Source organism: Cellulomonas cellasea, assembly GCF_030372105.1.
Classification (GTDB): domain Bacteria; phylum Actinomycetota; class Actinomycetes; order Actinomycetales; family Cellulomonadaceae; genus Cellulomonas_A; species Cellulomonas_A cellasea_A.
This window is the reverse complement of the sequence record NZ_JAUDBQ010000005.1, coordinates 62,919-87,251: the sequence shown is the minus strand read 5'-3', so window position 1 is coordinate 87,251 and position 24,333 is coordinate 62,919. Positions and strand designations below refer to the sequence as shown.

Genomic DNA, 24,333 nt, shown 5'->3' with positions numbered 1-24,333 from the left:
CGGGGGCCGCTCAGGCGCGCGAGGTCGTCAACTCAGCGACAACACTTCCGCAGGGACACGCGGCGATCCTACCCACAACACGGCAGATGTCACGCCGACATCCGCCAGACGCCTCCGTGGACCGGGGCGCCCGGAACATGACGTAGATTGATCTCACCAACGCGGGGTGGAGCAGCTCGGTAGCTCGCTGGGCTCATAACCCAGAGGTCGCAGGTTCAAATCCTGTCCCCGCTACTCAGAAGTCGAAGGCCCCCAGGGATTCCTGGGGGCCTTCGCCGTTCACCCGATGCGCGTCAGCGCGTGAGGCCGAGGGTCGCTATGAGGTCCTCGTGCAGCTCGAACCAGACGCGGTGCGCGGAGTCGAGGTCGGTCCCGGTGATCCAGCGTGGGTCGTGCTCCGCGTGCGCGAGTGCGCTGGAGAACCTGTCGGAGTATCCGGCGAACCGGTCGGCCTCGCGGACCAGGCGGGCCTCGATAGATTCCCAGGCGTCGGCGGCCCGACGTAGTTCCGCGACTGTCTCCTCGAGAGACACCGGCTTGCCGCCGATGCCGAGCTCGGCGAGCTGCCAGTCGGAGCAGGCCCGTGCGACGACGTCGTTGAGGGGCAGGAAGTCGCGGTAGCAGGCCTCGACGGCGGAGCGGGCGCCACGGGCGTCGAGTTCCTGGGCCAGCAGGTGCTCGCCGTGGGCCTTGCCCGCCTCGGTCAGCGACCAGCCGGAATCGCCTGCGAAGGCCGATCGGGTGACGGCGCCCTCGGCCTGGAGGTCGGCGAGGTGCTCGGCCGTCGAGTCCTCGGGCAGGCCCGCGCGGGCGGCGATGCGGGGCACGTCGGCGTAACCGAGGGTGCGGACGGTGTGGAGGACCTGCAGGAGCGGGTCTGGGCGATCAGTCACAGGTCGGCCTCTCAAAGGGCTGGGCGACGGTTCCGTGGTTCCCGTCGACGAGGACCGTGGCGTGTCCAGCCAGCAGGGCGGTGGCGTCGTCGGCCGACACCACGGCCGGGACGCCGAACTCTCGGGCCACGATGGCTGCGTGGGAGAGCAGACCGCCGGTCTCGGTGACGACGGCTGCGGCGCGTGCCAGGACGGGAGTCCAGGCGGGTGAGGTCGCGCGGCAGACCAGCACGTCGCCCTCGCGGAACTCGGCGAAGTCGTCGAGTCCGCGCACGACCGACACCCGGCCTGTCGCCAGGCCTGGGCTGGCCGCGATCCCGGACAGGATCGGGTCGGCGACCGGTCGTTCGTCATCCGCGCGGGAGCCGCCGCTGGGGGTGATCGGACGTGACTGGAGCACCCAGACCTGCGTCCTCTCGATTGCCCACTCGATGTCCTGGGGTGCGCCGAGGCGCGCCTCGATCTGCCACCCGAGCCTGACCAAGTCCCCCACCTGCTGCTCCGTGAGCAGCGCGCCTGAGCGGGGAGCCTCGACGATGCCGTGCTCCCCGACGATCCAGCGGCCGGGCGTCACCTCGCCGTTCACGAGCCGATCGCCGAGGCCGTCCACCGCCTCGATCACCACCTGGTCGGCGCCGGTCACCGGGTGGCGTGTGAACAGCACACCCGCCACGTCGGGCTGGACCATCTGCTGGACCAGCACCGGCGCCACGTCCGCGACCGCCTGCCCGAGCCGCGACGCGTACGCCCTGGCCGCGACGGTGGACCCGGAGGCGGCAGACCACAGGATCGCGTCGGCGACGCCCGCCGCCGGGACGTTGAGCGTCGTGTGGAACTGGCCGGCGAACGAGGCGGTGAGGCCGTCCTCGCCGAGACCGGAGGAGCGGACGGCGTACGGGCCCGGCCTCAGCCCCGCTAGCGCCTGCCCCAGACCTCGTCGCCAGCGGCTGTCCCCGGGGTTCGCGACCACGAATCCCCGAGGGACCGCGAAGCCCTCTCGCATGAGCCGCCCGAGGGTGGCGGCCTTGCGGCCGCACCGCTCGCCGGACTCCGCCAGGGGGACGATGCCGCTCACGTGGCTCGGCCACCGACGACGCGGTCGGTGATGCGGCCGAACCGTTGCTGTGCGGCCTGCGGCGACCGGAGGCCGAGCGCCTCAGAGAGCTCAGGCCAGGTCATGCCACGGGCGCGGGCAGCGAACAGCAGGCCAGCCTCGATCTGGTCCAGTTCCGCCCGCGCTGACTCGAGCAGGCGCAGGCCCGCCGACAGGACCTCGGCCTCCACCTCCGGGTTCCTGGCCAGCCACGCGGCGTGCCTGACGAGCTCGAGGTCGGCGAGCGGCTGCCCCGGGTGCTGCCACGGGCGCGGCGGCAGGCCCGTGGCCCCGGCGGCGTGGAGGACGGCGCGGCTCTGGTCGGCCGATGCGGCCTGGGTGTGATCGTCAGTGGGCACGCGCCCACCCTCCGACAATCAACACACCGTTGTCAACAAGTTGTTGATGCGCGGGGCGGGCCGCAGGGTCAGCGCCGGCCGGCGACCCACTTCTCCCCCGCCTCGACGGCCACCGTCAGGGTGTTCTCCGCAGGCGCCACCGGGCAGGTGGCGAACTGCGTGAGCCCGCACGGCAGGTTGGCCGCCCGGTTGAAGTCGAGGGTGAGCGTGCCGTCCTCGGCGACGGGGCCGAGGGCGAGGGTGCGGGCGCCCGGGTAGGTGGTGACGCCGCTGGTCGCGTCGCGGAACAGGATGCTGGCGCCGTGGTTGCCGTCGAACACGATGAGCGACTGGTCGATGCCGCCCAGCGTGAACGCCACAGTGCCGATGGCTGTGTGGTGGTGCTCCAGGCCGTCCACCACGGCGCCGGTGGTGATGGTCTGGGCCGCGTCGTAGCGGTCGAGCCGGGCCTGGACCGCCCAGGCCGGATCGGGCGCGAACGTGGGGATGCCAGCGAACTCGGTGAGCTGCTTGGCCTTCGGGTCGTGCACGCGGACGATGTCGTGGCCGGTGCGGCGAGCGACCTCGAGCAGCAGGTCACCGGCCCGGACGGCGAGCCCGGGGGCGCCCTCGACGGGGGCCAGCTCGGCGGCGCCGTCCGCCGTCGACCCGTCGGGCAGCGTGATGCCGTCCGACGCGGCGGCCTCGATGCGGACCGTTCCGTCGACGCTGGACCAGCGGCCGGGGACGCCGTCCAACGTCACAGCGTCGGCGGCGAGCCAGTGCAGGGCCGTGATGGCGACCCAGCCGTGCGGGGCGCGGAAGTACTCCTCGCGGGCGGCGTGCCAAGCCTCCCACTCGGCGGCGAAGGCCGCGCGGTCGAGGTCGGTGGAGATGTCGGTGGCGGTCATGTCAGGCCTCTCAGTCGTGATGCTCGGGTCTGTCGTGATGCTCAGGTGGTGGGGATGACGGTCAGGCGGTCAGCGCCTCGTCGGGCGCGTCCACGTCGTCGAGGGTGCTGCCGAAGCGCTCCGCGGCGGGCAGGCCCAGGTGGTCGCGGAGCGTGGTCCCCGTGTACTCGGTGCGGAATGAGCCGCGCTCCTGCAGCAGGGGCACCACGCGGTCCACGAACTCGTCGAGGCCGTGCGGCGTCAGGTGCGGGACGAGGATGAAGCCGTCGGACGCGTCGGACTGCACGTACCTGTCGATCTCGTCCGCGACGTGCTGCGGGGTGCCGACGAACGACTGCCGCCCGACGACCTCGATGACCATCTCGCGGATGCTCAGGCCCTTCTCCTCGGAGAGCGCCCGCCACGTCGCGGCGATGGCGAGGGGGTCCTTGAAGAAGGACGCCCGGCCCTGGGTGATCGACGGAGCCTCGACGAGCGGGTCGATCTCCGGCAGCGGGCCGTCCACGTCGTAGTCGGACAGGTCGCGGTTCCAGAGCTGCTCGACGAACGCGCGGGCCACCGCCGGTCGCACCTGCTGGTGCTGGATCTCCCGGAGGCGCTCCTCGGCCTCGGCGGGGGTGTCGCCGAGCACGAAGGAGGCGCCGGGCAGGATCTTGAGGTCATCCGGGCTGCGGCCGTACCGCGCCAGGCGGCCCTTCACGTCGGCGTAGAACGCCTGGCCGTCCTCGAGGCTGCCGTGGCGGGAGAACACCGCGTCAGCGACCTGCGCGGCGAGCTCGCGGCCCAGGTCGGAGTCTCCAGCCTGCAGGATCACCGGGTGGCCCTGCGGGGAGCGGGGCAGGGTGGGGCGCGCCTCGATATCGACCAGGCGGCCGCCCGTGCGGACCAGGCCGATGGAGCGGTCGCGGGCGTAGACACCGGAGGCCGGGTCGGCCGCCAGGGCATCGGGCGCCCAGGCGTCCCACAGCGCGCGCGCCGCCTCGACGACCTCACGCGCCCGCTCGTAGCGGTCGGCGTGGTCGAGGTAGCCGCCGCGTCGGAAGTTCGCGCCGTGGAACGCGTCCGACGACGTCACCACGTTCCACGCCGCCCGCCCCGCGGACAGGTGGTCGAGGGTGGCGAACTGGCGGGCCAGCTCATACGGCTCGTTGAACGTGGCGTTGATGGTCCCCGCCAGGCCCAGGTGCGTCGTGACGCCGGCCAGCGCCGCGAGCACCGTGTACGTGTCGGGGCGGCCCACCACATCGTGGTCCACGAGCTGCCCGCGCTGCTCGCGCAGCCGCAGGCCCTCGGCGAGGAACAGGAAGTCGAGCTTGCCGCGCTCGGCCGTCCGGGCCAGGTGCTCGAAGGACGCGAACGCGGTCTGGGTCTCGGGGCGGTGAGACGGGTCCGTCCACACGGTGTGGTGGTTGACGCCGGGGAAGTGCGCGGCGAGGTGGATCTGCTTAGGCATCGGAAGTCCTTCGGGTCGAGGGTGGGCGGTGCTCAGCGGGCCAGCGTGTAGCGGCTCAGGGGCCGGTCCAGGCCGAACGCGTCACGCAACGTGCGCGGAGCCTCGGGCCCGGCCTTCGCGGGGAGGTCGACGAGCCGGCCCTGCTCGCGCAGCCGGGGCGACACCTCCTCCGCGAGCACCGCGAGGTCGCCCGCGTGGGCGAGCGGCTGCAGCACCAACCCGTCGACGCCGGTGAGGTCCACGACATCCGCCAGCGCGTCGGCGGCGCGGTCCGCCCCCGCGACCACATGCAGGCCACTGGGCTCATACGGCCGCCCGGCCAGGTGGTCGAGCTCGACGAGCCGCTCGCGCGCCGCGACCTCGTCACGCCCGAGCAGCGTCTCGACGTCGAGCAGCACCTTGACCGATCGGGCAGGCCGCCCCGAGCCCGCGACGGCGGCCCGCACCTGCGCGACCAGGGCGCCCGCCTCCTTCACGTCCTGGGCCGCGATGCGGATCACGTCGGCGCCGGCCACGGCGACGCCCAGCGCGTAGGGCACGTCGCCGCGCACCACGACCAGCGGCTGCCCCTGCGGCGAGCGCGGGGTGATCGAGGCGCCGGCCACCGAGAAGGTCGTGCCGGTGAACGCGACGTCGTGGACGCGGTCACGGTCGATGTACCTGTCCGTCGCCGCGTCGAGCACGATCGCGTCGTCCTCCCACGAGTCCCACAACCGGCGGACCACCTCGATGACGTCGGCCGCCTCGGTCCACTGCGCCGCCGCCCGGGCAGCCGAGCGGCCGTGGAACTGCGCGGCCTGCACGTCACCGGCGCCCGTCCCGGCGGGGGCCGCGACGTCCACCTGCCACCCGGCGCGGCCCTGGCTCACCAGGTCCACGGTGGCCACCGCCTTGGCCACGTGGAACGGCTCCGAGTAGGTCACCGGGACCACGGGCACGATGCCGATGCGCGAGGTCAGCGGGCCGAGCAGTGCCGCCACCCCCGTCGCGTCCAGCCGGGCCTGCACGACGTCCGCAGCCGAGCTGGGCGGCGTCACCGAGTCAGCCAGCACCACGAACACGGCGCCGGCGCGCTCCGCCGTGCGGACCAGCTCGGCCCAGTGGGCGGCGGTCAGCAGGCCCGCGGCATCGGCATCGGGCAGCCGCCAAGCGGCGGGGTGACGGCCGGCGCCGTCGAGCTCGACGGCGAGGTGGAACGGACGGGACTCGGACATGGGTACCCCTTGTTGACGGGTGCGCCGACGGGGCCGGCGCGGATGGAGGGTGCGGGATCGTGCATCGGGCGACGTCCTGGCCACAGCCCCGCCATGCCGACCGACGCGGACCGAATGGGCCACGGCGGACGGAGGGCTGTGGGCGGCGTGCCCCCGAACGGGCCGGTCGCAGGTGAGCGCGAGACGCGCGGTGAGCTGACCGCGGGGTCAGCGGAGGGTCATGTGCCCGCGCGCTGCGGGCGGCCTGGCGTCAGGCTGGACAACAACGACAGCTGTGGACGCTGCTCGGGTTGCGCACGGTGGACCTCCATCGGTCCTGGCGGGAGCACCCTCGCCGCGCGGGATGCGGCCGGGGTTGCTGCGACGTCGGCGAGCCAGGTCTCTCAGTCGCTCTGGATGGGCACGCACACGGTACGGACGGGACATACCCACGGGGAAGGGTGCATCCGGGATACGAGACACCTCAGGAACAGGCGACGGCCCCGGGCCGTTCCCCCTGCACACGACCACCAGGAGGCGGCAATGGCCATCGAGCTCGGCATCGACACGTTCGGGGACGTCACGCAGGGGCCCGACGGCACACTGCTCAGCCAGGCGCAGGTGCTGCGCAACGTCGTGGAGCAGGGCGTGCTCGCGGAGCAGTCCGGGCTGGACGCCATCGGCGTGGGCGAGCACCACCGCGACGACTTCGCGATCTCCGCGCCGGAGGTGGTGCTCGCGGCCATCGCCGGGCGCACCGAGCGCATCCTGCTCGGCTCGGCGGTCACCGTGCTGTCCTCCGACGACCCGGTGCGGGTCTTCGAGCGCTTCTCCACCCTCGACGCCGTCTCCAGCGGACGCGCCGAGGTGACGGTGGGCCGAGGCTCCTTCACAGAGTCGTTCCCGCTGTTCGGGCTGGACCTATCGCAGTACGAGGAGCTGTTCGAGGAGAAGCTCGACCTGTTCGCGCGGCTGCTGGACGGCGGCCCGGTCACCTGGTCCGGGAACACCCGCTCGGCGCTCACCGACCAGCACGTCTACCCGCCCATCGAGCACGGGCGGCGGCTGCGCACCTGGGTGGGCGTGGGCGGCAGCCCCGAGTCCGTGATCCGCGCGGCCCGCCACGGGCTGCCGCTCATGCTGGCGATCATCGGCGGCGAGCCCGTCCGGTTCCGGCCGTTCGTGGAGCTCTACCACCGGGCCCTCGCCCAGCTCGGCACCGGGCCTGGCCTGGTGGGCCAGCACTCCCCCGGGCACATCGCCGACACGGACGAGGAGGCCCTCGAGCAGCTCTGGCCGCACTACCGGGTCTACGTGGGCCGCATCGGACGCGAGCGCGGTTGGCCGCCGCCCACCCGGGAGGCGTTCGAGGCCGCCGCCGGCCCCGACGGCGCGCTCTACGCCGGCTCCCCCACCACCGTCGCCGCGAAGATCGTCCGCTCAGCGCAGACCCTCGGGCTCGACCGGTTCGACCTCAAGGTCTCCCAGGGCGCCCTGCCGCATGAGCACACGATGCGCGCCATCGAGCTGTACGGCACTGTCGTCGCGCCGCTGGTCCGCGAGGCCCTGGCCGGGGAGGACAAGGCGACGTCCTAGCCCAGAGCCAGACCCCGCCGGGTCAGACGGGCTTGCCGAAGTACAGCGAGTAGAGGTCGTCGCCGTAGGCGCCGAAGGGCGGGATCGGCCGGTAGCCGAGCGAGGTGTACAGGCCGACGGCCTCGGGCTGCCGGGTGCCGGTCTGCAGCACCAGGCTCGTCAGCCCGTGGCGTCGGGCGTCGTCCTCGAGTGCGGCGAGCAGCGCGCGGGCCACCCCGGCGCCGCGGGTCGCCTCGTCGACGAACACCTTCTTCACCTCGCCCGACCCCGCGGGGTAGCCCTCGCGGGCAGCGCGCAGCGTGGCGCACCCGACGGGCCTGCCGTCGAGGCGCGCGATGATCGTCGCGAGGATGCCGACGCCCTGGCGCTGGTCGTCGAGGTCGACGCCGCCCTCGAGCTCGATCGCGTCGAAGATCTCGGGGTAGCGCCGCAGGCTGTCGGCCCACATGTGCTTGCGCAGGTCACGCGCCACCGCGTCATCCCAGGCGACGCGCTCCACGGACACCGCCCCGGGAGTCCGGGTCGAGGGCTCACGGGCGGGGGCGCGCAGACTCTTCATGAAGCACCGGGAGTCGAGCACGTCGGCGTACTCGCCGAAGTTCTCCATCGAGACGTACCCGGCGCGCAGGTACAGGCCGATGGCCTCGGGCTGCAGCACGCCGGTCTCCAGGATCAGCCGGCGCCAGCCCTGCTCGCGGGCCAACCGCTCCAACTCCTCCAGCACGAGGGTCGAATAGCCCCGGCCGCGGTGCTCGGGCAGCACGAACATGCGCTTGACCTCGCCGACGCCCCGGCCGTGCGCGGCTGCGACGTCGCGGATCGCGCCGCAGGCGACGGGCTGGCCGTCGGCGCGCAACAGCACCATGGCGGTGATGTCGTCGCCCGTCATGTCGTGGCCGGCGTCGTCGTCCCCGTAGCGGTCGCGCAGCTCGGCCTGCTGGGCGGTGCGCAGCGCGGCGGCAGCCGGGTCGTCCCACGACACGAGCTCCACCGTGTGGCCGGGCGTGGAGCCCGGCTCGGCCAGGGTGGCGGCGGACAGATGTGCGGTGCGGCCGTCCGTCGCCATCAGCCGACGAGCGAGTGCAGCACCGACGTGAAGAACCGCAGGCCGTCCGTGCCCGTGCGGGGGCCGTTCGCGCCATCCGGGCCGAAGCCCGCCTCGACGGCGTGCTCGGGGTGCGGCATGAGGCCCACCACGTTGCCCGCCGCGTTGGAGATGCCCGCGATGCCGCGACGCGAGCCGTTCGGGTTCCAGCCGTCGTAGCGGAACACCACGCGGCCCTCGCCCTCGAGCTCGTCGAGCGTCGCCTCGTCGGCGACGTACTGGCCGTCCTGGTTCTTCAGCGGGATGGTGATGCGCTCCCCCGCCGTGTACTCGCGCGTCCACGCCGTGTCGGCGTTCTCCACGCTGAGCGTCTGCTCGCGGCAGATGAAGTGCAGGTGGTCGTTCTTGATCATCGACCCGGGCAGCAGGTGCGCCTCGGTGAGGATCTGGAAGCCGTTGCAGATGCCCAGCACGGGCAGGCCGCGGTTCGCGCCGTCCACGATCGAGTCCATCACCGGCGCGAACCGGCTGATGGCGCCCGCGCGCAGGTAGTCGCCGTAGGAGAAGCCGCCGGGCAGCACCACGGCGTCGACGCCCTGCAGGTCACGCTCGGCATGCCACAGCGCGACGGGCTCGGCCCCCGCGAGCCGGACCGCCCGCGCGGCGTCCCGGTCGTCGAGCGTGCCGGGGAATGTGACGACCCCGATGCGCGCCATCAGGCGAGGCCCTCGCTGGCGATGGTCCCGGCGGCGTCGGCCTCGCTGTCCGCGACGCGCACGACATCCTCGATGACCGGGTTCGACAACACGGTGGCGGCGGCCTCCGCGGCGGCGGCCAGGACCTCCGGGGTCACCGGCCCGTCGACCTCGAGCTCGAACCGCTTGCCCTGGCGGACAGAGGTGAACTGGCCGAATCCCAGGCGCGGCAGCGCGCCGGCGACGGCCTTGCCCTGCGGGTCGAGGATCTCGGGCTTCGGCATCACATCGACGACGACTCGTCCCACGGTGGTGGCTCCTGTTTTCGCGGCGGAGGGGGCGGTCCCAGGGTACCGAGTCATCCCACGAGGTCGGCCCAGTGTCCGGGGCTCGGGCAGATTCCACCGACGGCAGCCCGCCGCGAGCGGGCCGGGGTCACGACTGCGTCTCGGTACGGCGCGAGCGCGTGCCCCGCGGCCCACGACCGCGCATCATCAGGGAGATGAGGCCCCTGCAGTGGTCCGCCCCTCGCATCCCCGCCACCTCCGCGGCGGCCGCCCTCGCCGTGCTCATGCTGGGCGGGTGCGCGGGCCTCGCGACATCAGGCGCGGCGGGGCGTGACATGGCGGGGCCGACGCCCACACTCACGGGCATCTGCCCGGTGATCGAGGGCGAGCCGACGCCCACGGACTGCGTGCCGTACGACGTCGACGCGGCAATGCGGCAGAACGACGCCTACCGCCAGCGGCGCGCCCTCACGGACGAGCAGCGGGACAGCCTCGAGCCCCGTCGACAGGTGGCGCAGGAGGCGCTCGCCGGGGTCCCCGCCGCCGACCTGGGGACGGTGACGGTGACCCGGTCCCTGGAGGACGCGGGCTTCGAGGAGCGGCAGATCTTCGCGGACGAGAAGCACATCGACGACCTCACAGTGGTCACGGTGATCATCTCCGTGCCCGGTGGCTGCCTCGTCGGCTCGGCGAGCGACGGGGGCGCCGAGGTGGACGCGACCGGGCAGATCGCCGACGGTGGCTGCGTCACAGCGCCCGGCCACTGACCCCGCGCCGCGCAGGCCAGCGCCCGACGCCTCCTTCAGGCGAGCGAGGCCAGGGCGGGGACCACGCGCTCGCGCAGCAGCGGCGCCAACGGGCTGCCGTCGTCGGCGTCGCCGTCCACGATCCGCACCCAGCGCAGCTCGGCGATCTCGGCGGCGGCGGCCGGCTCGTCGCGCAGCGGGGCGACGTAGACGGTGCCGACCAGGTCGGTGTCGGGCTCGTTGGCGGCATCGGTGCGCCAGGTGCCGAGCAGGGTCAGGTCTGCCGGGTCGAGGCGGATGCCGATCTCCTCGTGGATCTCGCGCCGGGCGGCCTCGTCGGGCGCCTCACCGGGCTCGAGCTTGCCGGGCAGCATGAAATGCGAGGTGCCGCGCTTGCGGACGGTGAGGATGCGGCCGTCGGCGTCCTGGAAGCAGACGGCGGCGACGATGAGGGTCGGGTGGTCCAGCAGGCTCGGGTCGTTCAGCGTGCGCGTCTCGGTCACGTCGGACGACGCTACCTCGGCTGCCTCAGGGCACCGCGACGGTCATGCCCGCATGCGCAGGCGGGCCGCTCATCGCGGCGAGCGCGGCCGGCACGTCGTCGAGTCGGATGACCGTGCCCACCAGGCGGTCCAGGTCGAGCTCACCGGCGACGATCCGCGCCAGCATCGCCGCGTACTCGTGGGCGGCCATGCCGTGGCTGCCGTAGAGCTCGAGCTCCCACGCGACGACGCGGCCCATGGGCAGCGGGGTCGGTCCGTCGAGCAGCAGACCCACCTGCACGTGCCGTCCGCGGCGCCGCAGGCCCATGACCGACGCGCGGGCCGTCTGCGCGGAGCCGAGGGCGTCGAGGGACACGTGGGCGCCGCCGCCGGTGACGGTCCGCACCGCGTCGGCGACGGCATCTGCGCTGGCGTCGGCATCGGATTGGCTGACGGGGCTGGCGTCGTCAGGCCCGATCGTCACCTCCGCGCCCAACTGGGCCGCCGCCGCGCGTGCCTCGGGCGACACGTCCACGGCCACCACCCGGGCGCCCGCCGCCACGGCGATCATCACGGCTGACAGGCCCACGCCACCGCAGCCGTGCACGGCCACCCACTGCCCGCGCCGGACCCGCCCGTGCACGGTGACCGCACGGTAGGCGGTGGCGAACCGGCAGCCGAGCGCCGCCGCCGTGACGGGCGACAGGCCGGGCGGCAGCCGGACCAGGTTGACGTCGGCGTGGTCCAGCGCGACGTACTGCGCGAAGGATCCGTCCTGCGTGAAGCCCGGCTGGGCCTGTCGCTCGCACACCTGGTGCTCGCCCGCCAGGCAGGCGTCGCACTCGCCGCAGGCGCACACGAACGGCACGGTCACCACGTCGCCGGGGGTCCACTCGTCGACGTCCGGCCCGGCCTCGACGACGGTCCCGGCCAACTCGTGGCCGGGGATGAACGGCAGCGTGACGTCGGGGTCGTGGCCCTGCCAGGCGTGCCAGTCGCTGCGGCACACGCCGGTGGCGGCGACACGCACGATGACGCCGTGCGGCGGGCATACGGGGCGTGGCACGTCGCGCACCTCGGCGGGCGCCCCGTGCGCGGTGACGACCACGGCGCGCATCGGCTCGCCCGCTGCGACATCCGGCACATCGGGCACAGGGAGGCGGGTGGACAGGTGGGCGGGCACAGCGCCCGGGTCCCGGATCACGACGCCTGCCAGGTCCAGCGCCCGCCCAAAAGGGTGGCCGCCACCGTCATGTCGCGCAGGTCCGCGGCCACCCACGGGTCGATGTCGAGCACTGCCAGGTCCGCGACGTGGCCGGGCTCCACCCGCGAGCGCACCGACGCGCCGAGGGCGGTTTCCAGGTCGACGCGCTGCTCCGGATGCCACGGCTCGCGGCCGTCGCGGGCTCGCGTGACGGCGGCGGCGATCGCCGCCCACGGGTCCAGCGGCGCGATGGGCGCGTCGGAGCCCAGGGCCAGCCGCACCCCGGCGGCGGCGAGGGACGCGAAGGCGAAGGCCCGGTCGGTGCGCCCGGCCCAGGCCTCGTCGGCCTTGTCCCTGTCGTCCATCGCGTGCTCCGGTTGCACAGAGGCGACGATGCCGAGGTCGACGAAGCGGCGGATGTCGTCCGGGTCGACGAGTTGCGCGTGCTCGATGCTGCCGCGGGCGCCGCTCGCCTCGAACGCGTCGAGGGCCACGGCGGTGGCCGCGTCGCCGATGGCGTGGATCGCGCACCGCAGGCCCTTGCGGTGCGCGTGGGCCATGAGCAGCCACAGCTCCCCCGGCGCGACGGACAGCACCCCCCGGGCGTTGTCGCCGTCGAGGCCGGGGTACGGGTCGAAGCAGTAGGCGGTGCGGGAGTTGAGGGTGCCGTCGGCGACGATCTTGAGCGAGCCCATGGTGAGCAGGCCGTCCGTGCCGACCAGCACGTCGCCGCTGTGCAGCTCCTCGGCGACGACGCGGTCCAGGTGGCCGGGCCACACGGCGACCTCGACACGCAGGCGGCGGTGGCCGGCGGCGATGCGGCGACGCCAGGCGGTGAGGTTGTCGGCGATGTCGAAGTCGACCACGCCCACGACGCCGCGCGATGCGGCTGCCTGGGCCGCCTCGGCGATCAGGGCGTCGAGCGCCTCCGGGCCGAGGCTGACGGCGGCGTCGGCGGGGTCGGCGTGCTCGCGCAGGGTCAGGGCCCATTCGGCGAGGTGGACGTGCGCGTCCCACAGGCCCGGCAGCACCACGCGGCCCTCCAGGTCGACCCGCTCGACCTCGGGCCGCACTGTCGCGTCCAGGCCGGGGCCGATCGCGGCGATCTTGCCGTCGCGCACGTGCAGGTCCAGGGGCTCGCCGTGCGGCCGGGTCACCCGGGCGCCGTCGGGGGACGTGCCGGCGATGCGGGCCCTGGTCAGCAGCAGCTCGTCCATCGTGCTCCTCGTCCTCGAGCGACGACCCCGTGCCGGGGTGGGGCGGTCCGTGGGCCGCAACGCCCACTCTGGCACGGCTCCGGGTCAGAGCGCGTGGTGCGCCCACCGCCCCGCGACGAGGGTGGCGGCGACGGGCAGCCCGCGCACCGTTCCGGCCCGGGCGAGCCGGTGGTGCGGGTCCTCGTCCAGCACGGCGAGGTCCGCCGGGGCGCCCACAGCCAACCCCAGGGGCTGCTCGTCCACCGACGAGGCGAGTGCCGCGTCGAGGTCGATGGCCTGCTCGGGATGCCACGGCTCGCGCTCGTCGCGGGACCGGCGCACGGCCGCGTCGATCGCGGTCCACGGGTCCAGCGGCGCCACGGGCGCGTCCGACCCGAGGGCCAGCCGCACACCGGCGCGGTGCAGGGCGCCGAAGGCGAAGGCCCGGTCGGTGCGCCCGGCCCAGTGCCGGTCGGCGACGTCCCGGTCGTCCATCGCGTGCTCGGGCTGCACGCTGGCCACGATGTCGAGCTCGGCGAAGCGCCGCACGTCGGCGGCGCTGAGCAGTTGCGCATGCTCGATGGCCCCGCGCGCGCCCGTGGCGGCGAATGCGTCCAGCGCGAGGGTGTTGGCAGCGTCGCCGATGGCGTGGACGGCAACGCGCAGGCCGTGGCGGCTGACCTGCTCGAGCAGCGGGACGAGCTGCTCCGGCGGCACCGCGAGGATGCCGTGGGGGTGCTCACCCGAGGCGCCCGGGTAGGGGTCGTGGCAGTAGGCGGTGCGGGTGTTGAGGGAGCCGTCGGTCACGACCTTGAACGGCCCCTGCGTCACGAGCCCGTCGGGGGTGAGCGGGTCGCCCGTGCGCAGGCCCTCGCGCAGCACGTGGTCGAGGTACGCCTCCCAGACCCCGGCGCGGACCCGGGTGGCGGGGGCGGCCACAGCGGCCCGGCGGCGCCAGGCGTCCACGTTGTCGGCGATCTCCAGATCGACCACGCCGACCATCCCCAGCGTGGCGGCGTCACGCAGGGCTTCGGCGACGAGCGCGTCGGCGACGTCGTCAGCCACCCGGTCGACCTCGCCCATCACGGGCAGCCACTCGTCCTCGCGGAGCAACCCCGTGGGGTGCTCGCCCACCCCCAGGTAGGCCAGGCCCGCGGTGGACAGCCAGGCGCAGTGCAGGTCCCCGGAGACGAGGATGACGGGCGTCGACCCGGCCACCGCGTCGAGCAGCGCGGACGTCGGGGCGTCGGGCCACAGGCCGTCGCGGAACCCGTAGCCGATCAGGGCCGTGCCGGGGCGGGGCGGCCGGTCGGCAAGGCGCTCGACGACCAGGCGCACGGCGTGCGCGGCGGAGGTCGCGGCGGAGACGTCGAGGCGCTCGCGGGCCAGCGCCCACTGGGTGAGGTGGGTGTGCGCGTCCCACAGGCCGGGCATGAGGGTGCGCCCGTCGAGGTCCACGCGCTCCGCCGATCCGGCGCCAACGGGCAGTGAGCCCGCCGGGCCGAGCGCGGCGATCCGCCCGTCGCGCAGCAGCACGTCCACGGGCTCGTCCCGGCCGATGAGCCGCGCGCCGGCGAGCAGCAGCGCGCCCGCCTCTGCGGTGGCGCTCATGCGCCCTCACCCCGGCGGCCCAGCTCTTCGCGCACGGCGGCGGCGAGCACGGGGTTGGCGTAGTGGGGGTCGTCCTCGAGGGCGGCGACGACGCGCTCGACGACGGCGCGTGGCTTGTCCTGGCTGAGCTTGGCCTTCCCCTGCCAGCGGGTCACGCGGATCCGGAATCCGGCGGCGCCGCGCGCGGTGCGCTGGGCGTACTCGGCGACGTCGGGCAGCAGCACGGGATCGGGCAGGGGCTTCTCGTACTGGTCCACCGTCTGGGACAGCACCCGGTAGGTCTCGTCGGCGTCGAGCAGCTCGAGGCGCCCGTAGAGGTGCGCGCTGACGTAGTCCCAGGTGGGGACGGCGGGGCCGTAGTCGTACCAGCTGGGCGACACGTAGCCGTAGGGGCCTTCGACGACGAGCAGCACCTCGCGGCCGGAGCCCATCTGGTGCAGCACCTCGTCGGGGCGCCCGACGTGGCTGACGATCACCAGGCTGTCACCGGGCTCGTCCTCGTCGAGGAGCACCGGGACGTGGGAGGCGACCATCCCGTCGTCGGCGGCGCTCACGAGGAGCGCCCAGCCGTGCTGCCGGATGAGCTCGCGCAGGCGGGCCTCGTCCTCGAAGGCGTACTCAGCGGTGTGGATCACGGGCCCATCGAATCAGGTCGGGGCGGCCGGTCACGTCACCACAGCGTTAAGAGTTCATTTCATATTGAAGTTTCGCTATGTTCTCTATTGACGAGTAACCGGCTGTCACGGTTGCCTGACCGCAGCACGGCTGAACGGCAGCGACCCGGGGAACACCCTCCCCCGACCGGCATGAACCCACTCACCCCCGTGGGAAGCGACCTATCGCGGCGGACCTGTCCGCTCCCCCCACGGAGGACCCATGAGACTCATGAGCCTGCGGCTCGCGGCCGGCGCCCTCGCGGCATCGCTCGCCCTCGCCGCCTGCAGCACCGGCGGCAGCGATGCCGACCCCACCTCGACCGGCGCCGACGGCGCCGCGATCAGCGTCGCGATCAGCCCGGCCACCCAGCTCATCCCGGGCCGGAACATCGAGGCCTACGACTTCAACATGGCCGTCTGGGCGCCGCTGACCTTCGTCGACGCCGACAGCACCCTCACCTACGTCCAGGCCGAGTCCATCGAGACCGAGGACGCCATCACCTGGACGATCACGCTGCGCGAGGGCTGGACCTTCCACGACGGCACGCCCGTCACCGCGCAGGCCTACGTGGACTCCTGGAACGCCGTGGCCTACGGCCCGAACGCGTTCGAGAACTCCGGCCAGCTCGCCAACGTCGTGGGCTACGCCGACCTCAACGTCACCGAGGGCGAGCCGGCCACCGAGATGTCGGGCCTCAAGGTCGTCGACGAGACCACCTTCACCGTCACCCTGCTGGGCCCCGACAGCCAGTTCCCGATGCAGGTGTCGCAGGGCCAGACGGCCATGTACCCGATGCCCGCGAGCGCCCTCGACGACTTCGAGGCGTACAACCGGCACCCCGTCGGCAACGGCAAGTTCGCCCTCACGAACGACTTCGTGGAGAACGAGCCGCTGATCCTGGAGGCCTACGCCGACTACCAGGGCGATGCCCCCACCGTCTCCCAGATCACCTTCGTGCCCTACGCCGACACCGCCACGGCGTACACCGACGTGCTCGCCGGGAACATCGACGTCGCGGGCCTCCCGCCGAACAAGATGGCGCAGTCCGCAACCGACTTCGGCGCCGATCACGTCTACTCGTTCGAGGCGCCCGGCATCTCCTTCCTGGGCCTGCCCCTCCAGGACCCCCGCTACCAGGACATCCGCGTCCGCAAGGCGATCTCCATGGCGCTGGACCGCGAGACGATCAACAAGGTCGTCTACGGCGGGCTCTTCACCCCCGCCACAGCCTTCACCCCCGCGATCGAGCCCGGCACCCCGGTGGGCATCTGCGGCGAGTTGTGCGAGTACCAGCCGGAGAAGGCCAAGGCCCTGCTCACCGAGGCCGGCGGCTTCACCGGCTCGATGAACGTCTACTACCCGGGCGGCGTCGGCCTCGACGAGCTGTACACGGCCATCGCTAACCAGCTCCGGCAGAACCTGGGCGTCGACGCCGTGGCCACGCCCAGCACCGACTGGGCCGAGTTCTACGAGACGCGCCTCAACGGCCTGGCCACCGGCCCGTACTTCTCCCGCTGGGGCGCCCTGTACCCGAGCCAGCAGAACACCCTGCGCGTCTTCTTCGTCGAGGGTGGCGGCTGCACCAACTGCATCCCCTGGTACGACCCCGAGGTCGCCGACCTGATCGCCGCCGCCGACGCGCAGGTCGACGGCGCCGAGGCCGCGTCGGCCTACGCCGTGGTCCAGGAGCGGATCATGGAGGAGTTCCCCGCTCCGCCGCTCTTCTTCGAGGCCTACTCGTTCGTCACCTCGGAGCGCGTCGCGAAGCTCAACACCTCCGCCGCGGGCAACCCGAACTACTCGCAGACGATCCTGGCAGAGGGCGCCTGAGCACCATGAGCACCAGCACCACCGCGGTGGGTTCGCTCGAGGACATCCTCGGGCGGACCCACCAGGTCCCCCCCATGCACGACTTCCCCACCGTCGACGCGCTCCTGGCGTCCTTCGACGACCTCGTCGCGGCGCATCCGGGCATCGCCTCGTCACGGCGCATCGGCACCTCGCGGCTCGGCGAGCCGATCCCGATGGTCAGCATCGGCCACGGGCGCCGACAGCACCTGCTGTTCGCCGGCGTGCACCCGAACGAGCCCATCGGCTTCCGGATGCTCCAGCACCTGGCGGCGCTGCTGTGCGACGACGACGCGCTGCGCGAGTCCTTCGACGCCACCTGGCACCTGATCCCGTGCATCGACCCCGACGGCACCCGGCTCAACGAGGGCTGGTACGGCGACCCGACGCGGCGCACCGTGTACGCGCGCCAGTTCTACCGCCCGGCGCCCAATGAGCAGGTCGAGTGGACCTTCCCCTTCGCGCACAAGGACGCCTGGTTCGACCAGGTGCTCCCCGAGACGCAGGCGCTCATGCGGGTGATCGACGAGGTCAAGCCGCAGATGATGGTGTCGCTGCACAACGCGGAGCTGGGCGGCGTCTACTACTACCTCAGCGAGGACGTGCCCGGCGCCGTCGAGGCCCTGCACGCCATCCCGGCCGGGCTGGGCCTGCCGCTGGACACCGGTGAGCCGGAGTCCCCCGCGCTGCAGGCCATCGCGCCCGCCGTGTTCGGCATGCTGTCCACCGCCGGGGAGTACGACTACCTCGAGGAGCTCGGCGTCGACCCCACGGGGTCGGTGGGCGGGGAGTCGTCCAGCGCGTACGCGTCGAGGCACGGCACCGTCTCGCTGGTGGCGGAGCTGCCCTACTGGTCGCACCCCGCTGCCGACGACGACACCGCCACTGACACGGCCTACCGGGACGTGGTGCTGGCCAAGGCCGCCGGGCTGGAAGAGATGGGCGCCGTGCTCGGGGGCATCCTCGACGAGGCCGCCCCAGACCTCACCATCCGCAGCCCGTTCCTGCGGGCCAGCGAGGCGTTCGTGCCGATGATGTCCGTGATCGGCGGCCATGAGCGGATGCGCGCCGAGCGGCCCGAGTGCGACAGGCCCGCCACCGTCGCCGAGGTGTTCAGCAACGACGACCTGGTGCGCTGCTTCCGGCTGCGCTACGGCGGCATGCTGCTGCGCGCGCTCGACGCCGAGGTGGCAGCCGGCACCGCGACAGCGCGCGTGCGGCGGCTGCGCGAGCGGATGGCGGAGGTGTACGACGCCTGGACCGCCGAGGCGGACGCCGTCGAAGGCCTCGAGGTGCTGGACGTGAACCGGCTGGTCGGCGTGCAGCTCGGCGCCGCGCTGGCCTTGGCCCGCTGCCTGGCGGCCCGCGAGGAGGACGCCGGATGACTGCCGCGCGGCACCTCACGCGCCGGTTCGCCGAGCTGGCGCTGGTGTTCGTGGGGGTCACGTTCATCATCTACGCGATGGTGTTCACCCTCCCCGGTGACCCGATCGCGGCCCTGGGCGGCGATCGCCCCCTGCCGGCGAACGTCGTGGCGGCGCTGCGGGAGAGGTACCACCTGGACCTGCCGGTGTGGCAGCAGTACCTGCACTACATGGGCGGCCTGCTGCAGGGCGACCTGGGCACCAACTTCACCGGCCAGTCCGTCGGGGAGAAGATGGCGGCCCGATGGCCCGTGACGGCCACGCTGGCGCTCACGGCCTGGGGCATCGAGGTGGTGCTGGGCATCGCGCTCGGCCTCTTCGCCGGCCTGCGCCGCGGCCGCATCGGCGACAACCTGGTGCTCGCGGGCACCATCCTCGCCTCGTCGATCCCGGTGTTCGTAGTGGCCGTGTCCGCGCAGCTCGTGTTCGGCGTCAAGCTCGGCTGGTTCCCGGTGGCGGGCACGTCCACCGGCTGGCCCACCGCGTACCTGCTGCCCGCGTTCTGCGTGGCGATCTTCGGGCTGGCGTCTGTGGCCCGGCTGATGCGCGGCTCCGTGGTCGACGCGCTGCACTCCGACTACGTGCGCACGCTGTGGGCCAAGGGCCTGCCGCGCCGCCAGGTGGTCGGGGTGCACGTCATGCGCAACTCCGCGATCCCGGTGCTCACCTACCTGGCGATCGACCTCGGCTACCTGCTGGGCGGCACCGTCGTCATCGAGGGCGTGTTCAACCTGCCCGGCGTCGGGCAGATGCTCTTCCAGGCCATCCGCGCGCATGAGGGCCCCACTGTCGTGGGGGTGTCCACCGCGCTCATCATCGTGTTCCTGGTGACGAACATGATCGTCGACCTGCTGCACACGGTGCTCGACCCGAGGATCCGCCATGAGTGAGCTCGTCGCCGCCACCGAGACGGCGGCCCCCACTGCTGAGCCCGCCGAGCCCGTCGAGCACGGCGCGCACCGCTCGGTGTGGCGCACGCTGCGCCGTCGGCCGCTGTTCTGGATTTGCTCGTCGGTGCTGGGCGTGCTGGGCCTCATCGCGCTGTTCCCGTCGTTCTTCGCCGGCTGGTTCGGCCAACCCGACCCGCGCGCGTGCCAGCTGACCGACAGCGCCCTGCGCCCGGGCGGCGAGCACGTGTTCGGCACCGACCTGCAGGGCTGTGACGTGTACGCGAACGTCATCTTCGGCACGCGGAACTCCCTGAGCGTGGGGCTGCTGTGCACCGGGGTCGCGCTGGCCGTCTCCCTGGTGCTCGGCACCCTCGCCGGGTACCGCGGCGGCTGGGCGGACCGGCTCATCTCGCGGCTGACCGACGTGTTCCTCGGGTTCCCGTTCCTGCTGGGCGCCGTCGTCGTGCTGACGAGTGTCGGCTCGCGCTCCACCGTCACCGTCGCGCTGGTCCTCGCGCTGTTCTCCTGGCCGACGATGGCCCGCCTGGTGCGCAGCTCGGTGCGCTCGGTGCGGGGCGCCGACTATGTGGACGCCGCCCGCGCGATGGGCCTGTCGGACGCCCGCATCATCACCCGGTACGTGCTGCCCAACTCGATCGGCCCGGTGCTGGCCGTCGCCACCATCAGCGTCGGGGCGGTGATCGTCTCGGAGTCGACCCTGACGTTCCTCGGCCTGGGGCTGCGAGCCCCGTCGATCTCGTGGGGGCTGCAACTGTCCAGCGCACAGGCCTACTTCCAAACGGCCCCGCACATGCTGATCTTCCCTAGCCTGTTCCTCACCGTGACGGTGCTGGCGATGATCACCCTCGGCGACATCCTGCGCGACACCCTCGACCCCAAGGGCCGCTGACCACAGCCGGCCGGCCCCCACCCCGAACCCCCGGAGCGTGCTTCCCATGACCCAGACCGAGACGATCCGCGCCGCCGCCGGGTACCTCGCCCAGTTCGTCGAGGCGCAGGCCCTGCACCAGCGGGTGCCCGGCGTGCAGGTCGCGATCCGCTCGGGCGACGAGCTCGTGCTCGACCTCGCCGTCGGCGTCGCGGACGCCGTCACGGGGACCCCGCTGCGCACCGACCACCTGTTCCGCATCGCGTCGCACTCCAAGACGTTCGCGGGCACCTCGGTGATGCAGCTCGTGGAGGCGGGCAAGATCCGGCTCGACGACCCCATCGGCCAGTACGTCCCCGAGCTCGTCGAGGGCGGCTCCCCCATCGCCGCCGCGACCATCCGCGAGCTGCTGGGCCACCAGTCGGGCGTGATCCGGGACGGCGTGCACGCCGACTTCTGGCAGCTCGAGTACCCGTTCCCGGACCGCGCGACCCTCATCGCGGACATCGTGGCCGACGGCCGGATCTACGCCCGCAACGAGCACTTCCACTACTCGAACGTCGGGTACTCGCTGCTGGGCCTCGCGATCGAGGCGGTCAGCGGGCAGACCTTCGACGAGTACACGCGCACGCACATCGTCGAGCCGCTGGGCCTGACCCGCACGGGCGCCGAGTACGACCCGGCGCGGGCCGACGAGTACGCCGCCGGGCACACCGCGCTGCTGTTCGGCACGAACGAGCGCGACGTCATCGAGCATGTGGACACCCGCGTGATGGCCGCCGCCACGGGCTTCTACTCCACCGCGTCCGAGCTCACCGAGTACGGCGCCGCGCACTGGTTCGGCGACACCCGCCTGCTCAGCGACGACTCCAAGCGGCTCATGCAGCGGCTCGAGTCGGTGGTGTCCGCGTACGGCGAGGAGGTCGGCCGGTACGGGGTCGGCATGGAGGTCCGCAAGGTCGGCGACCGGCCGATGATCGGGCACTCGGGCGGCTACCCGGGCCACATCACGCGCACCTACATCGACCCGAAGGACAAGCTCGTGGTGAGCGTCCTGACCAACGCGGTGGACGGCCCGGCCGACCAGATCGCCACCGCCCTGGTCAAGCTCATCGACGCGGCCCTCGCCCCGCGCCCCGGCCACACCCCGGCCGCCCACCCCGACGGCCTGCCCCCGCTGGAGTCGTACACCGGCCGCTTCGCGAACCTGTGGGGACTGCTCGACCTCACGGTGCTCGGTGGGCGCGTCGTCGCGCTGCGTCCCTCTCTGGCCGATCCGCTGGGCGCCTTCGAGGAGCTCGAGGTCGTCGGCCCCGACACGCTGCGCATCCATCCCCAGACCGGCTTCGGCGGCTCCGGCGAGTTGGTGCGCCTGGAGCGCGCGGCCGACGGCTCCATCGCGTCGGTGCGCTTCGGCGGGATGACGAGCTGGCCGGTCGAGGAGTTCCTGCGGCGACGGCCCTCCATGCTGCATGTCGCCACTTCTAAGGTGAGCGTGTGACAGAGACGACACCCTCCGCGACCTCCCAGCAGCCCACCCTCGACGAGGCGTCACAACGCTTCGTCGAGGAGTTCGGGCTCGCCTGGGAGGGGATGCACAGCACCCGCATGGAGGGCAGGGTCATCGGGCTGCTGATGATCATCGACGTGCCGTACCTGTCGAGCGCGCAGATCGGCTCGCTGCTGCGCGCGAGCGCCGGCGCAGTGTCCACGTCCACCCGGCGGCTCTGCGACGCGGGCTTCCTCAAGCGGCACATGATCCCCGGCGACCGCAGCCACTACTTCCGCGTCGAGGACGACATCTGGGGCGGCTTCCTCGCCGGGGAGCGCGCCTACCTGGTGCGGCTCTCCGACGCGATCACCACCGGCTTCGCGACGCTCGACTCCGACGACGACCACCCGCCCCGCCGCCGGCTCACCAACGCCCGCAACTACATGACGTGGCTGGCGGGCTACCACCGCAAGATGCTCGCCGACTGGGAGGCGTACCGCGACGCGCTCCCCGACGACGAGGACAGCGCCGACGCCGCGCCCGCGCCCACCCGAGGAGAGCCGTGACCGAGACGACCCCCGCCGCGCCCGTGCTGTCCGTGCGGGACCTCGACGTCACGTTCCGGGTGGACGGCGGCCGCTCCCCCGACGTGCACGCCGTGCGGGGCCTGAGCTACGACCTGATGCCGGGCGAGGTGCTGGCCATCGTCGGCGAGTCCGGCTCCGGCAAGTCCGTCAGCTCGATGGCGCTGCTGGGCCTGCTGCCCCGCAACACGACGGTCACCGGCAGTGCGCTGCTCGGCGGCGAGGATCTGCTGGCGATGGCCCCGGGCGCCCTGTCCGGCGTGCGCGGGCGGCGCATCGCGATGATCTTCCAGGACCCCGTCGGCGCCCTGGACCCCGTCTTCACCATCGGCTTCCAGCTGCGCGAGATGCTGCGCCGCCACCTGCCGCACCTGACGCGCGCCGAACGCCGCGAGCGCGCCATCGAGCTGCTGCGCATGGTCGAGCTGCCCGATCCGGCGGAGCGCCTGAAGTTCTACCCGCACCAGCTCTCCGGCGGGCAGTGCCAGCGCGTGATGATCGCGATGGCCCTGGCCTGCGACCCGGAGGTGCTGGTCGCCGACGAGCCCACCACCGCGCTGGACGTGACAGTCCAGCAGGAGGTGCTCGACGTGCTGCGCCGCCTGCGGGCCCGCACCTCCGCCGCGATCGTGCTCATCACCCACGACATGGGAGTCGTCGCGGACCTCGCGGATCGGGTCGTGGTGATGCGCGACGGCGAGGCCGTGGAGTCCGCCCCCGTGCAAGCGCTCTTCTCGGCGCCGCAGGCCGCGTACACCCAGACGCTGCTCGCCGCGGTGCCGCGCATCGGCGCCCCGGAGCGCGAGTCCGCCGCGGACGCCCGCGAGCGCCCCGTGCTGTCCGTCGAGGACCTGGTCGTCGAGTACCGCAGCCAGCGCGGCCGCCCCGTGCGGGCCGTGGACGGCGTCACCCTGCACATCCAGCCCGGCGAGATGTTGGGCCTGGTGGGCGAGTCCGGATCGGGCAAGTCGACGCTGGGGCGCTGCGCGCTGGGCCTGGCGCCGCTGACCTCCGGCACTGTCGACGTGGTGGGCGTGCGGCTCGGCGCCGGCAGCCGCGCCGCCGAGCGCAAGGCCCGCCGCCGCATCGGCGTCGTGTTCCAGAACCCCGCCTCGTCGATGAACCCCCGGTACACGATCGGCGAGTCCATCGGCGAGCCGCTGCGCGTGCACGCCGGGCTGCGCGGCGAGGCGCTCACCCAGCGCGTCGCGTCCCTGCTGGACAGCGTGGAGCTGCCCGCCGCCTGGGCCACCCGCTACGCCCACGAGCTCTCCGGCGGCCAACGCCAGCGCGTCGCCATCGCCCGCGCCATCGCCCTGGACCCCGAGCTGCTCATCGCCGACGAGCCCACCTCGGCCCTGGACGTGTCGGTGCAGGCCACCGTGCTGGAGCTGTTCCGGGAGATCCAGCAGCGGCTGCGCTTCGCGTGCCTGTTCGTCAGCCACGACCTGGCAGTCGTCGACGAGCTCGCCGACCGCGTCGCCGTGATGCACCGCGGCCGCATCGTCGAGCTCGGCGGGCGCAGCCAGGTGCTGCTCGACCCGGCCCACGACTACACGCGCACCCTGCTCGACGCGGCGCCGGTGCCCGACCCGGCCGAGCAGGCTGCCCGGCGCGAGCGGCGGCTGGCCCGCGTCGGCTAGGCCGCGCCGTCCGGCTGACTCTGTTTCTTGCGCCTCTTCTTCACCTCGGGGACAACCAGCTGCGGCACACGCGTGGGCCCAAGCTGTGTCGACTCCCGATCCATGATGCGGGCCACCTCAGATGCCTTCTGGATGCGTTCGATCAGCTGTGATCGATCCGTTG

At 73.2% G+C, this 24,333-nt stretch carries 23 protein-coding genes and 1 tRNA gene; 10 read left to right on the top strand and 14 right to left on the bottom strand.

Features of this window, described 5'->3' with window-relative positions; all coding sequences use genetic code 11:
• Positions 1-160 precede the first annotated feature (160 nt).
• Positions 161-234 (top strand) — tRNA-Met (locus QUV83_RS06500).
• A gap of 59 nt (positions 235-293) precedes the next feature.
• Here QUV83_RS06500 and QUV83_RS06495 read toward each other — a convergent pair.
• The 6 genes from QUV83_RS06495 to QUV83_RS06470 form a co-directional block, all read right to left on the bottom strand.
• Positions 294-893, bottom strand: coding sequence for a hypothetical protein (locus QUV83_RS06495; protein ID WP_289563382.1), 600 nt, complete (start codon positions 891-893; stop codon positions 294-296).
• A complete protein-coding gene (locus QUV83_RS06490) occupies positions 886-1,968 on the bottom strand; it encodes a PEP/pyruvate-binding domain-containing protein (protein WP_289563381.1) in 1,083 nt (360 codons plus the stop codon). Before QUV83_RS06490 ends, QUV83_RS06495 begins: the two co-directional genes overlap by 8 nt.
• Positions 1,965-2,345, bottom strand: coding sequence for a hypothetical protein (locus tag QUV83_RS06485; protein WP_289563380.1), 381 nt, complete (start codon positions 2,343-2,345; stop codon positions 1,965-1,967). The genes QUV83_RS06490 and QUV83_RS06485 overlap by 4 nt, the downstream gene beginning before the upstream one ends.
• A 68-nt stretch (positions 2,346-2,413) precedes the next feature.
• Positions 2,414-3,235, bottom strand: coding sequence for a DUF1684 domain-containing protein (locus QUV83_RS06480; protein WP_289563379.1), 822 nt, complete (start codon positions 3,233-3,235; stop codon positions 2,414-2,416).
• 61 nt (positions 3,236-3,296) lie between these two features.
• Entirely contained in the window at positions 3,297-4,688 is a 1,392-nt protein-coding gene (locus tag QUV83_RS06475; protein WP_289563378.1) for an NtaA/DmoA family FMN-dependent monooxygenase, read from the bottom strand.
• Positions 4,689-4,720: 32 nt separating this feature from the next.
• Positions 4,721-5,902, bottom strand: a complete 1,182-nt coding sequence (locus QUV83_RS06470; protein ID WP_289563377.1) for an LLM class flavin-dependent oxidoreductase — start codon at positions 5,900-5,902, stop codon at positions 4,721-4,723.
• A gap of 522 nt (positions 5,903-6,424) precedes the next feature.
• Between QUV83_RS06470 and QUV83_RS06465 the strand changes: the two genes are divergently transcribed.
• Entirely contained in the window at positions 6,425-7,477 is a 1,053-nt protein-coding gene (locus tag QUV83_RS06465; RefSeq protein ID WP_289563376.1) for an LLM class flavin-dependent oxidoreductase, read from the top strand.
• 22 nt (positions 7,478-7,499) lie between these two features.
• Here the strand turns inward: QUV83_RS06465 and QUV83_RS06460 are convergent, their stop codons facing one another.
• The 3 genes from QUV83_RS06460 to purS are packed head-to-tail and all read right to left on the bottom strand — an operon-like array spanning position 7,500 to position 9,525.
• A complete protein-coding gene (locus tag QUV83_RS06460) occupies positions 7,500-8,543 on the bottom strand; it encodes a GNAT family N-acetyltransferase (protein ID WP_289563375.1) in 1,044 nt (347 codons plus the stop codon).
• Positions 8,543-9,238, bottom strand: coding sequence for a phosphoribosylformylglycinamidine synthase subunit PurQ (purQ, locus tag QUV83_RS06455; protein ID WP_289563374.1), 696 nt, complete (start codon positions 9,236-9,238; stop codon positions 8,543-8,545). The genes QUV83_RS06460 and purQ overlap by 1 nt, the downstream gene beginning before the upstream one ends.
• Entirely contained in the window at positions 9,238-9,525 is a 288-nt protein-coding gene (gene purS, locus QUV83_RS06450; RefSeq protein WP_066586585.1) for a phosphoribosylformylglycinamidine synthase subunit PurS, read from the bottom strand. Before purS ends, purQ begins: the two co-directional genes overlap by 1 nt.
• Before the next feature lie 194 nt (positions 9,526-9,719).
• On the opposite strand from purS, the gene QUV83_RS06445 reads away from it, so the two are divergent.
• On the top strand, positions 9,720-10,271 hold the full coding sequence (locus QUV83_RS06445) for a hypothetical protein (protein ID WP_289563373.1): 552 nt from the start codon (positions 9,720-9,722) through the stop codon (positions 10,269-10,271).
• Between the two features lie 35 nt (positions 10,272-10,306).
• On the opposite strand, the gene QUV83_RS06440 is transcribed toward QUV83_RS06445, so the two are convergent.
• From QUV83_RS06440 to QUV83_RS06420, 5 genes are all read right to left on the bottom strand, one after another.
• On the bottom strand, positions 10,307-10,753 hold the full coding sequence (locus QUV83_RS06440) for an NUDIX hydrolase (RefSeq protein WP_289563372.1): 447 nt from the start codon (positions 10,751-10,753) through the stop codon (positions 10,307-10,309).
• Between the two features lie 25 nt (positions 10,754-10,778).
• Positions 10,779-11,849, bottom strand: a complete 1,071-nt coding sequence (locus tag QUV83_RS06435) for an alcohol dehydrogenase catalytic domain-containing protein (protein WP_289563504.1) — start codon at positions 11,847-11,849, stop codon at positions 10,779-10,781.
• An 83-nt stretch (positions 11,850-11,932) separates the two neighbouring features.
• Positions 11,933-13,153 (bottom strand): amidohydrolase family protein, encoded by a 1,221-nt coding sequence (locus tag QUV83_RS06430; RefSeq protein ID WP_289563371.1) that lies wholly within the window; start codon positions 13,151-13,153, stop codon positions 11,933-11,935.
• An 84-nt stretch (positions 13,154-13,237) separates the two neighbouring features.
• Positions 13,238-14,743: an amidohydrolase gene (locus tag QUV83_RS06425; RefSeq protein ID WP_289563370.1), complete on the bottom strand. Its 1,506-nt coding sequence runs from the start codon at positions 14,741-14,743 to the stop codon at positions 13,238-13,240.
• Complete coding sequence (locus tag QUV83_RS06420) at positions 14,740-15,378, bottom strand: FMN-binding negative transcriptional regulator (protein ID WP_289563369.1); 639 nt, start codon at positions 15,376-15,378, stop codon at positions 14,740-14,742. Before QUV83_RS06420 ends, QUV83_RS06425 begins: the two co-directional genes overlap by 4 nt.
• A 241-nt stretch (positions 15,379-15,619) precedes the next feature.
• Here QUV83_RS06420 and QUV83_RS06415 point away from each other — a divergent pair, with 241 nt between their 5' ends.
• Genes QUV83_RS06415 through QUV83_RS06385 form a run of 7 tightly spaced genes read left to right on the top strand, consistent with a single transcriptional unit; the run spans position 15,620 to position 24,170 of the window.
• Positions 15,620-17,230 (top strand): peptide ABC transporter substrate-binding protein, encoded by a 1,611-nt coding sequence (locus QUV83_RS06415; RefSeq protein WP_289563368.1) that lies wholly within the window; start codon positions 15,620-15,622, stop codon positions 17,228-17,230.
• A 5-nt stretch (positions 17,231-17,235) separates the two neighbouring features.
• Entirely contained in the window at positions 17,236-18,633 is a 1,398-nt protein-coding gene (locus QUV83_RS06410) for a M14 family zinc carboxypeptidase (RefSeq protein ID WP_289563367.1), read from the top strand.
• A complete protein-coding gene (locus QUV83_RS06405) occupies positions 18,630-19,562 on the top strand; it encodes an ABC transporter permease (protein WP_289563366.1) in 933 nt (310 codons plus the stop codon). The genes QUV83_RS06410 and QUV83_RS06405 overlap by 4 nt, the downstream gene beginning before the upstream one ends.
• Positions 19,555-20,472 (top strand): ABC transporter permease, encoded by a 918-nt coding sequence (locus tag QUV83_RS06400; RefSeq protein ID WP_289563365.1) that lies wholly within the window; start codon positions 19,555-19,557, stop codon positions 20,470-20,472. The genes QUV83_RS06405 and QUV83_RS06400 overlap by 8 nt, the downstream gene beginning before the upstream one ends.
• 46 nt (positions 20,473-20,518) lie before the next feature.
• Entirely contained in the window at positions 20,519-21,952 is a 1,434-nt protein-coding gene (locus tag QUV83_RS06395) for a serine hydrolase domain-containing protein (protein WP_289563364.1), read from the top strand.
• Positions 21,949-22,509 (top strand): GbsR/MarR family transcriptional regulator, encoded by a 561-nt coding sequence (locus QUV83_RS06390; RefSeq protein WP_289563363.1) that lies wholly within the window; start codon positions 21,949-21,951, stop codon positions 22,507-22,509. The genes QUV83_RS06395 and QUV83_RS06390 overlap by 4 nt, the downstream gene beginning before the upstream one ends.
• Positions 22,506-24,170 (top strand): dipeptide ABC transporter ATP-binding protein, encoded by a 1,665-nt coding sequence (locus QUV83_RS06385; protein WP_289563362.1) that lies wholly within the window; start codon positions 22,506-22,508, stop codon positions 24,168-24,170. The genes QUV83_RS06390 and QUV83_RS06385 overlap by 4 nt, the downstream gene beginning before the upstream one ends.
• Positions 24,171-24,333 lie beyond the last annotated feature (163 nt).